The 12,601-nt window shown below is 45.6% G+C and carries 12 protein-coding genes; 8 read left to right on the forward strand and 4 right to left on the reverse strand.

Annotation, left to right across the window (positions count from 1 at the left end; translation table 11 throughout):
* Window positions 1-3: 3 nt before the first annotated feature.
* The 3 genes from SULKU_RS12730 to folE all read right to left on the reverse strand — a co-directional run bounded on the left by SULKU_RS12730 (window position 4) and on the right by folE (window position 3,236).
* Window positions 4-1,218 (reverse strand): NifS family cysteine desulfurase, encoded by a 1,215-nt coding sequence (locus tag SULKU_RS12730; protein ID WP_013461378.1) that lies wholly within the window; start codon window positions 1,216-1,218, stop codon window positions 4-6.
* Window positions 1,219-1,349: 131 nt separating this feature from the next.
* Window positions 1,350-2,654, reverse strand: coding sequence for a flagellar protein export ATPase FliI (fliI, locus tag SULKU_RS12735; protein WP_013461379.1), 1,305 nt, complete (start codon window positions 2,652-2,654; stop codon window positions 1,350-1,352).
* Window positions 2,655-2,657: 3 nt separating this feature from the next.
* Window positions 2,658-3,236, reverse strand: coding sequence for a GTP cyclohydrolase I FolE (gene folE, locus SULKU_RS12740; RefSeq protein ID WP_013461380.1), 579 nt, complete (start codon window positions 3,234-3,236; stop codon window positions 2,658-2,660).
* A 139-nt stretch (window positions 3,237-3,375) separates the two neighbouring features.
* On the opposite strand from folE, the gene tig reads away from it, so the two are divergent.
* The 7 genes from tig (at window position 3,376) to SULKU_RS12775 (ending at window position 9,500) form a co-directional block, all read left to right on the forward strand.
* On the forward strand, window positions 3,376-4,677 hold the full coding sequence (tig, locus tag SULKU_RS12745; RefSeq protein WP_013461381.1) for a trigger factor: 1,302 nt from the start codon (window positions 3,376-3,378) through the stop codon (window positions 4,675-4,677).
* On the forward strand, window positions 4,677-5,273 hold the full coding sequence (gene clpP, locus SULKU_RS12750; RefSeq protein ID WP_013461382.1) for an ATP-dependent Clp endopeptidase proteolytic subunit ClpP: 597 nt from the start codon (window positions 4,677-4,679) through the stop codon (window positions 5,271-5,273). The genes tig and clpP overlap by 1 nt, the downstream gene beginning before the upstream one ends.
* A gap of 10 nt (window positions 5,274-5,283) precedes the next feature.
* Window positions 5,284-6,339, forward strand: a complete 1,056-nt coding sequence (locus tag SULKU_RS12755; protein ID WP_013461383.1) for a diguanylate cyclase — start codon at window positions 5,284-5,286, stop codon at window positions 6,337-6,339.
* Between the two features lie 7 nt (window positions 6,340-6,346).
* The gene (def, locus tag SULKU_RS12760) at window positions 6,347-6,862 is read left to right on the forward strand and encodes a peptide deformylase (RefSeq protein ID WP_013461384.1); all 516 of its coding nucleotides are present in this window, start codon (window positions 6,347-6,349) and stop codon (window positions 6,860-6,862) included.
* 190 nt (window positions 6,863-7,052) lie between these two features.
* On the forward strand, window positions 7,053-7,298 hold the full coding sequence (locus SULKU_RS12765; RefSeq protein WP_013461385.1) for a hypothetical protein: 246 nt from the start codon (window positions 7,053-7,055) through the stop codon (window positions 7,296-7,298).
* Window positions 7,299-7,353: 55 nt separating this feature from the next.
* On the forward strand, window positions 7,354-8,862 hold the full coding sequence (locus SULKU_RS12770; RefSeq protein WP_013461386.1) for a YifB family Mg chelatase-like AAA ATPase: 1,509 nt from the start codon (window positions 7,354-7,356) through the stop codon (window positions 8,860-8,862).
* Window positions 8,863-8,864: 2 nt separating this feature from the next.
* The gene (locus SULKU_RS12775; protein ID WP_013461387.1) at window positions 8,865-9,500 is read left to right on the forward strand and encodes a GDSL-type esterase/lipase family protein; all 636 of its coding nucleotides are present in this window, start codon (window positions 8,865-8,867) and stop codon (window positions 9,498-9,500) included.
* A gap of 56 nt (window positions 9,501-9,556) precedes the next feature.
* On the opposite strand, the gene SULKU_RS12780 is transcribed toward SULKU_RS12775, so the two are convergent.
* A complete protein-coding gene (locus SULKU_RS12780) occupies window positions 9,557-10,636 on the reverse strand; it encodes a YeiH family protein (protein ID WP_013461388.1) in 1,080 nt (359 codons plus the stop codon).
* Window positions 10,637-10,956: 320 nt separating this feature from the next.
* On the opposite strand from SULKU_RS12780, the gene SULKU_RS12785 reads away from it, so the two are divergent.
* Entirely contained in the window at window positions 10,957-12,594 is a 1,638-nt protein-coding gene (locus SULKU_RS12785; protein WP_013461389.1) for a methyl-accepting chemotaxis protein, read from the forward strand.
* Window positions 12,595-12,601 lie beyond the last annotated feature (7 nt).

A 12,601-nucleotide genomic window follows, 5' to 3' on the forward strand; every position in this document is an offset into this window, starting at 1 on the left:
TTATTAATGGTGAATATTGCACTCAGCAGCTTTGCCGCCGGGGGTAGGTTGAACTTTTGCATATGAACTGGAAATCGCTCGCAGACGTGCAACCGCTTTCGTAAAGCTCTCGATAACATAATCGACCTCGGCATCCGTCGTAAATCGACTAAGACTGAGACGTATCCCCGTATGGGCCAGTTCGTGGTCTGCACCGATTGCGAGCATAACGGTATTGGCTTCCAAATCTTCACTTGCACAGGCTGATCCTGTCGACGCACCGATGAGGGCATTGTTAAGATCCCACAGCATCCCCTCGCCCTCTACACCGCGAATCGAGATCAAAATCGTATTCGGAGTACGGTTTTCGCGGCTTCCTACGGTAAATACATCCTCCAACTGCGCCAAAAGGGCATCTTCAAGGCGATCGCGCTTGGCACGGATGAGCGCCATTTTCTCTTCGATATTCTGTGTCGCAAGTTCAATCGCTTTCCCCATTCCGACAATGTAGGGAACATTCAGGGTGCCTGAGCGGCGTCCCCCCATGTGTTCTCCGCCGTGCAAGAGAGGGGTAAGTGCTTCAGAGTTGCGGATATACAGCGCTCCGATCCCTTTAGGACCGTGAAATTTATGAGCCGACATCGACATAAAATCGACATGGACATTCTGCAAATCGACAGGGATTTTACCGACGGCCTGTACCGCATCGGTGTGAAACAATACGCCGCGCTCTTTACAAATTTGACCCATCTCTTTGATCGGGAAAATCATTCCCGTCTCGTTGTTGGCCCACATGACCGAGACCAGCGCCGTTTTGTCGGTGATAAAACTGCGAAGCGTATGTGCTTCGACAATCCCCTGATCGTTGACAGGAAGATAGGTTACTTTCACCCCCTGCTCTTCGAGGAATCTACAGGTAGAAAGAACCGAAGGATGTTCCACTTCGGTCGTTACGATATGGTTTTTGTCTCCGTTAAGGATTTTGTCCACCCATACCGATTTAAGTACCCAGTTATTCGACTCGGTCGCGCAGGATGTAAAAATAATATCGTCGTTATCGCTTGCGTTAATCGCTTTATACATCTGATTAATCGCTTTGGTAATTGCGGGATGTGACGCAGTTCCGTATCGGTGAAGCGAATTTGGGTTTCCGTAAATCTCGCTAAAAAACGGGATCATCGCTTCAGTGACGGCAGGATCGACCATCGTTGTCGCATTGTTGTCTAGGTAGACGTGCATCTCATGCTCCTCATCGGGTTTCTAATAAAAGACTAATTTAGTCTTGTTTAACTTTTGGGATGATAGTGCAAACGACGTTATAGCAACCTTAAGGGTTTTTTATGTTTAGCACGGTTTAAGGATTAGATCAACTATCCCATCAACGCAATCAATTGATCAATCGATTCTTGATATCCCGAAATACTCATCGCCTCTTGGGAAAGAAACGCTTCCATCTTCTCTTTTTTACTGATTGCTTCGTCTAACTCCCTATCCGTCCCACGCACGTACGCACCGATACGTATCAGCATCTCATTCTCTTTTAACAGTGTATAGAGTCGGCGAAACCGTCTCACCGCCGCGAGATGTTCCGGTGTAATAATATCGTTCATAACCCGTGAGGCTGAATTGAGAATATGGATAGGGGGATAGATCCCGAAATCGGTCAGTTCGCGAGAGAGGACGATGTGCCCGTCCAAAATCGAGCGCGACTGATCGGCGATCGGATCGGACATATCGTCCCCCTCGACCAATACGGTAAAAAAAGCGGTGATAGAGCCGCTCCCCTCCTCTTTTCCCGCACGCTCCATAAGCTGCGGCAATAGCGTCAAAGACGAAGGGGGATACCCTTTTGAGGTCGGCGGTTCGCCCAGCGCCAATCCGATCTCCCGCTGTGCCATCGCAAAACGGGTCACCGAATCCATCATAAACAGAACATCTTGCCCTTTTCCTTTGAAATACTCCGCAACACTCATCGCACTGAAGGCTCCGTATTTACGCATCAAAGGGGAGTCATCGCTCGTCGCTACGACCAGAACCGTATTTTCCAGATTGCCGCCGAGGCTTTTTTCGATAAACTCGGGAACCTCACGCCCCCGCTCACCGATCAGGGCAACGACTTTGATGGGGGCATCCGCACCTCGAACGATCATCCCCATCAGCGTCGATTTCCCCACGCCGCTCCCGGCAAAAATACCCAGTTTCTGCCCCTTTCCGCATGTGAGCAATCCATCTATCGTTTTTACCCCGACACTGAACGGCTCATCGATCATCCCCCTCTTCATCGCCGCGATAGGAGCTTTAATGATCGATTCAAAATGGGATCCCGCGATGGGCCCTTTTCCGTCAATCGGATTCATAAAGGGATCGACGACACGACCGAGAAGCGCTTCACCCACTTCGATCATCATGCCGCTTTGATTCGGATAAACTTTGTCTCCGGCACGAAACCCCTCGACAAACCGAAACGGGGTGATAAAAAAACGGTTGCGTTCTACTTCACTCACCATCCCGAGCGCTTCCGCACCGCTTGTCTCCGAAACCATCAGTACTGTATCGCCGATACTGACATGGAGCCCTTCGGCGACAATGACGGTAGGGCTGATTTTACTGACAGTACCGAATACGGTGGTGAGTTTTTCAGAGCCCAGGCGACTGCGTAATGCTTTAAGCGGCATCGTTTAGTATCGGTTCCCGCTGGAAGAGTTGATGAGGCTGAAAAATTCCATCCGTGTTTTCTCATCACGTTTAAACAACCCGCGAAGGGCACTCGACGTCGTTGTCGAACTGATTTTCTCCACTCCGCGCATCTCCATGCACATATGGCGGGCCTGAACGACTACCGCTACCCCTTTAGGGGCGATCGCATGCATCAGCGCATCGGCGATCTGTTCGGTGAGCTGTTCTTGAATCTGCATTCGACGGGCAAAAACATCCACAACACGGGGGATTTTGGAAAGCCCCACCACTTTGCCATCGGGAATATAAGCGACATGGGCACGACCGATAATCGGGAGCAAATGATGTTCGCACGTCGAATAAAACTCGATATCTTTGATCAGAACCATCTCATCATTTGACGACTCGAACATTGCCGAATTCAAAATCGACTGCGGGTCTTCTTTGTAGCCGCCGAACATGAATTCATACGCTTTTAAAACCCTCTCAGGAGTTTTCAAAAGCCCCTCCCGTTCGACATCTTCACCGACATGGGCAATCATCGTTTTAACCGCTTTTATAAATAATTCGTTGTTATCCAATCCCGTACCCGCTCATTTTAAATAATACTATTACTTTATCATCTCTTTGCTTTTATTTTAATTCAGCGTATTATTAATCCTTTTTGGATAATATTGCCACCATTTAGTCTAAATAAGAGACGTCAACAAAAGGGATTCAATGCAAATTACAACCAATAAAATCGACTCAGCTAACGCTAAAATCAATGCGGCCATTACACGCGGAACCATCGATGCCAACATCGAAAGCATCGCGAAACAAATCGCGAGAGAAGCTAAAGTAGCCGGTTTCCGTAAAGGAAAAACACCGATCAGTGCCGTGAAAAAACAATACGGTGAGCGTCTGGTTCAGGATGCCGAAGCACAAGCATTACGCGATCTTTTAACCGCAGGTCTTAAAGAGATGGCAATCGCAGCCGATTCATTGATTGGTGAGCCGAATATCACTAAGTTTGAAAAAGACGATAACGGAATCAACGTAGAAGTCGTTATCGCGACACGTCCGGCTATCACACTCGGTGATTATGCGGCAATGGTTCCTGAAGTAAGCAAACCGGCAATCGACGATGCTGCAGTTACGGCACGTATCGAAGAGCTTGCATCGGCTCAGGCACCGTTAGTCAATGTTGACGAAGATCGTGCACTGGTAAGCGGAGATACCGCGTTGATCGACTTCGAAGGGTTTGTGGACGGCGAAGCGTTCGAAGGGGGAAAAGCGGAAGGGTTCTCTCTTCGCCTCGGAAGCGGCCAGTTCATCCCGGGATTTGAAGATCAAGTGATCGGAATGAAAAAAGGGGACGAAAAAACGATCGACGTTACTTTCCCTGAAAACTACGGCGGAGCCAAACTTGCGGGAAAACCGGCACAATTCAAAGTTAAAGTAAACGCTATCCAAATGAAAGAAGCGGTTGTTATCAATGACGAATTGGCGAAAAAAATGCTTCCTGGATACGACGATGCGAATGTTGCAATGCTCAAAGAGAAAGTAAAAGAACAACTAGAATCCGAAGCAATGAGCGTTAAATATAACGACGAGCTCAAACCGGCCTTGATGGAAACATTCGTAAGTGCATTTGCCATCGATCTTCCTGAATTCATCGTGGAACAAGAGATGGATATGGCGTTGAACAAAAAAGCTCGCGAAATGAGCGAAGCGGAACTTGAAGAGCTCCGTAACGATGCCGAAAAAGTAAAAGCGATGCGCGAAACATTCCGTGACGACGCATGCCGCGCGGTAAAAGCAACGTTTATCGTCGATGCATTGGCAAAAGCGGAAAACGTTGTCGTTAATGAGCAAGAGTTGATGCAAACCATTTACTTCGAAGCGATGCAAATGGGTCAAGATCCTGCAGCCGTTTACAAACACTACCAAGAATCAGGATACCTTCCGGCGATTCAAATGGCGATGATCGAAGATCGCGTGTTGAGCAAATTGCTTAACGATAAAATTAAAGAGGCATAATGAGCTATATCCCTTACGTCATTGAAAAAACGGGGCGCGGTGAGCGCTCATATGATATCTATTCACGTCTTCTCAAAGACCGTATCATTATGCTCAGCGGCGAAGTTAATGACCCGGTAGCCTCATCTATCGTAGCCCAGCTTCTTTTTTTGGAAGCGGAAGATCCTGCGAAAGATATCTATTTTTACATCAACTCTCCCGGCGGTGTCATCACTTCGGGGATGGCGATTTTTGATACCATGAACTACATCCGTCCCGATGTATGTACTATCTGTATCGGCCAAGCGGCATCGATGGGGGCATTTTTGCTCAGTTCGGGGACTAAGGGCAAACGTTATGCCCTCCCGCATGCACGCATTATGATCCATCAACCTCTCGGCGGAGCGCAGGGTCAGGCAACCGATATCGAGATCCAAGCCAAAGAGATTTTACGCATGAAAGCCGAATTGAATGAAATTTTGGCTAAAAATTGCGGCCAGAGCGTCAAAAAACTCGAAAAAGATACAGACAGAGATAACTTTATGTCAGCCGCAGAAGCGGTAACTTATGGTATCATTGACGAAGTATTGGTTCAAAAAGAAAAAGAAGAGAAGTAAGAGGTAGACCATGGCAGCACTCAGCGATCTCAAACGTTCCCAACGGCAGGCTACCCAAAAGGGCAGCGATGAGAATGCTTATATCAGTGCCGGATCGCTGAACAATCCTACCAGTGATCTTGAAATCTTTGCCAAAGAGGTGCTTAATGCCCTCATATCTGACAACCTCCCCCCTACCCCGAATAATTTCGGACTCTATTTCGATCGTATATTGGAAGACAAAAGCGAGAGTCTACGCCGCCAAATCGGTTCAATTCTGGAGCTTGAAGAAGACAATCACGAAGAAAAAAGTATCGAGCTTGAAAAAACATTGAAACAAGGGTTCTCATCCGTTAAAAGCATCCTGCAACTCAGTGCGACTCTGTATAAAAATATCTCTTTAATGGAGAAAATTTTAGAAAATAAAAAAGAGGAGATGAAAAACGTCCCCTCTTTAAACGGCGCAAATGATTTAATTTCATCTCTGGGGAGTGATGTAGGAAAACTCAGTTCGATCCTGAAAAAACAAGTCACTCATATGAAAACCATTTACGATGAAACAGCCAGCATCGTCAAACAAGTCGAAAATGAAACCATTTTCGATAACCAATACGGCGTGTACAACAAACGATTCCTCATTACCAAACTGGAGCAGGAACGCCATCTTATCGATGAGTTCAAACATAAAAGCTCTCTGATTACCGTGCGCCTTTCTAAATCGACAGGAGAGACCATTCAGAGTGAAAAAGCGCAGCAACTTATGACCCGTACGGTTGCGAGACTTCTTCTAAAAACATCCCGCCGCAGCGATATCGTCGCTCACTACGGCGAAGGTATTTTCGCTATGGTTCTTAAACATACCGATATTGAAAGTGCAAAACGGGCTTCTGAACGTCTCTTTGATCTCGTTTCCTCAAGCAATTTTTTCCTAGCAGAGCAGGAAATTCAGCTTCGCATTGCAATCGGTATTGCCGAATTAACCTCTACAAAAGGGGTAGATCAAACTCTTGATTGCACCCTTACAGCTATGGATGCGGCTGATAATAACTCAAAACTTCGGTATATGGTCTGTAACGATACCGAATAAGGTCCTTATGCTTCTACCCATTATCACTTATCCGAACAAACAGCTCAAGGCACGTTCTCAAACCGTTGTAAACTTCGATGAACTACTTCATCGCTTTTTAGACGATATGTATGAGACGATGATAGCTTCAAACGGCATAGGGCTAGCGGCCATCCAAGTCGCCAATCCTATTCGAGTATTGATCCTCTGCATACCCGATGAAGAAGGGAACCAACACAAAGAGAATCTTTTGGAGATCATCAACCCCGTCATTCACAATCCGAAGGGCAACGTCCTGTATCAGGAAGGATGTCTCAGCGTCCCCGGTTTTTATGAAGACGTCGAACGCTACGAAACATTAAGCCTTAAGTATCAAAACCGCCATGGAGAAGCATGCGAACTTCATGCCAGCGATCTTCTCGCGATTGCAATTCAACACGAAATCGATCATTTGGAGGGGAAACTCTTCATCGAAAAACTCACTTACAACCGTCGTAAAAAATTCGAAAAAGAGTACAAAAAAGCTCAAAAAGAAAAAAAATAATATTGCAAATTGCAATATTATTGCCTTCCTCTACACCTCTACACTAAAATCTATTACGTTTTTACAACCCAGAGTGTTTAATACCGTTTGTATTAATACAACTTTAAAAATTATACCGTCATAAATATTTTCATGGCTCTTTATTATTTCGGAACTACAATAGAGTCAAGAGTAAGCACGGAGGTGTACTATGCAATGGTTGGATAAACGATACTACAGTATCTATTTAGTATCGGCAATTATAGCCGGATGTTTCATATTTATGGGAGTAAGTACGTTTGCAGTTTTTGAATCCGTCGGAAGCGGAAAAACAAGTGCCGATCTGGCACTGGAAAAAGCTCAAAAAGCTTGTACGACGAATAAAGGTGAATTGGTTCAAATAAATAAAAATAACCCGCTTGATACTAAATGCGTTGTCGGTGAAACAGGAAAATAAACCTATTTCTTCTGCAGTCGTCATCATAGTTCAAGCGAAAGAAGGGGCGAGGAGTATGAAACAGCTGTTATGCGCAACGTTTGAGGGAATCGATGCCAAAGGCGTCGAGGTGCAGTTTACCGCAACCAAAGGCCTTCCGGCTTTTACGATTGTCGGGATGGCCAATACCGCCATTACCGAGTCAAAGGAACGGGTAAAATCGGCTTTGCTTAGCAACGGCTTCACCTTTCCTCCAAAGCGCCTTACTATTAATCTCGCCCCAAGTGATCTTCGCAAAGAAGGTTCTCACTTCGATCTCAGTATAGCCGCATTGATCGCTTTGGGAAATTATGAAGGGGACATAGGAAACTGGTACCTTTTCGGCGAATTGGGGCTGGACGGAAGCGTGACCGAAAATACCCTCCTCTACCCTATTATCTTGTCTTTAGCGAATCAGGGCATCATTACACGCGCCATCGTCCCCAATGTAAGCCTTTCTAAACTCTCGAAGATTCCGAGCATAACGTTCTATGGCGTTGATACCCTCTCCGATACTCTGAACCTCTTAAAATCTGACACGCTTCCCGAAACAAAAACGCACACCAGTACCTTTAATTTCGAGCATATCGTCCATAATGAAAAAAGCTACTATTTTCACGAGGAGTATCCGCTCGACTTTCTCGACATCAAAGGACAGGAACACGCAAAGCGTTCTGCACTGATTGCCGCGGCAGGAATGCATAATCTGCTGCTCGAAGGCTCTCCGGGGAGCGGAAAATCGATGATTGCCAAGAGAATGGTACACATTATGCCTCCACTTCATAATAATGAGATTCTCGAATGCGCAAAGCTGGAGATATTGGAAGGAAAGGAACCGACTTTTACCCCATCACGGCCGTTTCGTTCTCCGCACCACTCCAGTACCGGAGCCAGCATTTTCGGCGGAGGGGCGCATAAAGCACAAATCGGGGAAGTGGGATTGGCGCACGGAGGAATATTATTTTTTGATGAGCTTCCCCATTTTTCTAAAACGGTGCTCGAAGCACTCAGGGAACCTCTTGAAGATCGCCATATCCGTATTTCACGTGTTAACACGAAGGTAACCTATGATGCCAATTTTCTTTTTGTCGGGGCCATGAATCCCTGCCCTTGCGGCAACCTGTTTAGTACGGTGAGAGCCTGCCGGTGCAGCGATTTGGAGATCAATCGCTACAAATCACGTCTGTCGGATCCTTTTTTGGATCGGATCGATCTTTATGTGCAAATGCACGCCGTAAATTCGGAAGACAAACCGAGTGTCAGTTCACGTGAACTCCATTCCAAAGTTCGACAAGCATTTTTACGTCAAAAAAAGCGCGGGCAAAGTGCTTTGAACGGTGCACTCAGCGATGCTGAAATCGCCCGTTATTGCCCTCTGAACGAAGATGTTCAAAGCATTATCGATCAAGCGATCGGGAGATTCGGTCTTTCGTTTCGGGCGGTAAGCCGAGTCCTCAAAGTTGCTCGAACAATTGCCGATATAGAAGGGGATGTCGATATAGGTAAAGCTCATCTGCTCGAAGCATTGAGTTACAGGAAACGGTAAGCATGACATTAAACAGAACCTACGGGATTTTAGCTGTATTACTCGTTGGGAGCTTTCTAATCAACCGCTATTATCTTTCTTCAAACCAGGCGAAAAAACCTATCGATAAAGAAGGGGTTATTCTCGCATTCGGCGACAGTCTGACCTATGGATACGGAGCTGCACCCCAGGAGAGCTATCCCACCCGCTTGGAAAAAATGTTAGGACGTAACGTAATCAATGCAGGGATTCCCGGAGAGGTGTCTGATGAGGGGCTCAAACGCCTTCCCTCTCTTTTGAAAAAGTATCATCCTAAGCTCCTGATCCTCTGCCACGGGGGAAATGATATTCTTCAGAAAAAAAGTACCGATTTATTGCGGAATAATCTTGCACAAATGATTCGACTTGCACGGGAGGAAGGATCAGAGGTAATACTGATCGCCGTTCCGGAATTCGGGCTCTTGTATCTCTCTCCACTACCCCTTTACGGAGAATTGGCGGAGCAATACCATCTGGCGATTGAATCCGATATCCTCTCAAATCTCCTGCACGACAACCGCTACAAAAGTGACTACATCCACCCAAATGCGCTTGGGTATCAAAAGATGGCCGAGGCTGTGGGCGAAATCATTAAAGATAATTACATATTGGAAAATTAGCAGAGCTCGCTATTTATAGAAGACAAAGAGAAGAAACGGGGCACAAGCCCCGAAGATTAAAATGCGGCCACTACCCACGTAGTGATAAAATATCCGCCGATTATAAGCCATGCAAACATCGCGCCTGCCGTGTAAAGCGGCGCCAGCCCGAGTCCTTTGAACTTCGCAAAGCGTGTCCCCATACCCAAAGCCGTCATAGCCATTGTAAGCAAGAAGGTATCGATGATATTAATATTGGCTACCGATGTAGAGATTAGCGTTGCGATACTCTCCCCTGCATGCTGTAAACTATACTGTTGCAGCAATGAGTTAATACCCGCCATGCCGATGAAATACACCGCAAACCACGGGATAACCAGTTTGACACCGCCCGCTGCGCTTCCGCTCTTTTTAGCGGCATACGAGAGATAGATACCCAGTACAATCAACATCGGCGCGATCATGATTACACGGGTCATTTTAACAATAACGGCCGCATCTGCGGCATCTTTGCCGTATGCACCCCCGACCGCAACGACTTGGGCGACTTCATGAATCGTCCCACCCACAAAAATACCGAATGTTTTGTCGTCCATTCCCGCAAAAACTCCCGCACTGTAAAGCGCAGGATATAAAAACATTGCAATCGTTCCGAACAATACGACCATGGAAACGGCAATCGCCGCTTTGTGTTCTTCGCTTTTAAGTACCGGCTCGGTTGCCAAAACAGCCGCCGCTCCGCATACTGAAGCCCCCGCTGCGGTCAACATTGAGGTATCACGGTCCAATTTAAAAAACTTTTGCCCTAGATAGGTTCCCAAAATAAATGTGGTAGAGAGCATGATCAAAGAGACCATAAATCCCTCCATCCCTACTTCGGCAATTTGTTGAAAGGTAATCCGAAAACCGTAAAAAACAATGGCAAAACGGAGGATTTTCTTACCCGAAAAGGTAATCCCCCCCTCCCAAACAGAAGGGATACGGTTATGCATCGTATTAGCAAAAAATATCCCCAGTACAATCCCCACGACAAGCGGGGAGATTCCAAGATTTTTTACCGCGGAAAGATCGGCGATCATCGTTGCGGCAGCGGCAAATATGGCTACAAAAAGGATACCGCTGAGGGTATCTTTACGTTTTGCGGGTGAAAATGGCATATGCTCATCCCCTATTCAATGAAAAATAAAAGTGTAATTATAGGTTGTTTTGGACAACAGACTTCCTACGAAGCGCATTTAATACTAATTTACCGCGGAAACAACATATGAAAATAGCAAGAAAATGGCGTCAACCGGCAAGCATTAGAAGATAAAAATGGGGTAGTTTAAATAAAAAGTCCATCCCAATTTTTTAGAGCTGTACAATAATAGAACAATCATATACGCTATAAACTAAACAATTTAATGCACCAATATTATACGGCAAGATATAATTATAGATATCACAGTTTGAATGATGCCGTACAGGAGAATTTTACATGTTGAACGATACGTCTATAAAGACTAAATTACTATTTAGCTCTTTGTTTGTTGCCATTATTATGTCCGCTATTCTTGCCACCTCCTATTTTGTAACCAACAGCATCAAAATAAAAGGGAACCATTACGATGAAATCATCCTCTCAAAAGATTTGATTGCCGATATTTTGCCCCCTCCCGAATATATCATTGAAACGAAGCTCGTAACGCATTTGATGATCGAAGCAACCCCCGCTGAACTTCCGGCACTGAAAGAGAAATTGACTGCATTGCAAAAAGAGTATGACGACAGACAGGATTATTGGCAAAAAAGCACTTTGAAAGAAGAAGCCAAACAGTTAATACTACAAAAATCCATGAAACCGGCTAAAGAGTTCTTTGAAGTCGCGAACGGCGAGTTTTTGGATGCGATAAATGCCGGCGATAAGGAAAAGGCGACGGAAATTTCCATTAATAAATTAAAACCTCTGTATGAAGCGCATCGAAAAGCCATAGATGAACTTGTAGCGCTAGCCAGTGACTATGTTGTAGCGGATGAAAACGAGGCCAACTCAATGTTGCAAAGCGGTACCGCTACGATGACGATCGTCGGAATGGGCGGATTGAGTTTGACCATCATCCTTTTATTGATGGTATCACAAGGAATAGTCGGGAAATTAAAACGTATTGAAACCTCGGTATATGAACTCGAAAGCGGTGAGGGCGATCTGACAAAACGGCTCAATATCGACGGCAAAGATGAAATCAAAAGCGTTGGCGACTTGATCGATAAATTTATCGATAAAACGAGAACCATCATCTCTAAAGCTCAATCTTTAGCCATCGACGGGGCATCTACCTCGGAAAAATTGCTTGCGACAAGCCATGCAATAGGGATCAGGGTTGAAGAAACATCTCAGGCAATCATCAAAACTTCCGGCGATATCGCCCCTATAAAACAGACTGCGGATGAGAGTGCAGCCGAATTAAAACATGCCTGCAACGAAATTCAAAAAGCGGCAGATACGTTAAATACGGCGCAAGTCTCCATATCCAAAACACTTGAAAAGGTGCAGCAGAATTCACAGGCCGAATTGGAATTTACCTCCAAACTCATCAGACTCAACGAAGAGGCATCTCAAGTGAAAAACATTTTAGGGACAATCAACGATATTGCCAATCAAACCAATCTTCTTGCCCTTAATGCGGCTATCGAAGCGGCACGGGCAGGAGAACACGGGCGCGGCTTTGCCGTCGTCGCCGATGAAGTACGAAAGCTTGCGGAAAGAACACAAACAAGCCTTACCGAAACAAATACGACGATCAATATCATCACCCAATCCATCAACGAATTGTGTGAAGAGATGCAAAACAATTCTGAAGCCGAACAAGAGGTACTCAAACAATCGCCTATTACCGAAAAAGCGATCAATGATGTCGGAACAGCCATTGCGCTTAGCGTCCAAACGTCCAAAATTGCCGCGGAAAAAGCCCAGTTTATCTCATCTCAAATCGGCGAAGTATCCCAAAAGATACATAGAGTCGAAGAGGTCTCTCTCTTAAATGCCCGAAGCGTAGAAGAAGTGGTAACGGCGATCAATCATTTGAACAGTATAAACGCGAATATCCTGAATGAAATGAGAGGGTTCAAAGTTTAGTCAAAAA

The sequence above is a fragment of the Sulfuricurvum kujiense DSM 16994 genome (assembly GCF_000183725.1).
GTDB lineage: Bacteria > Campylobacterota > Campylobacteria > Campylobacterales > Sulfurimonadaceae > Sulfuricurvum > Sulfuricurvum kujiense.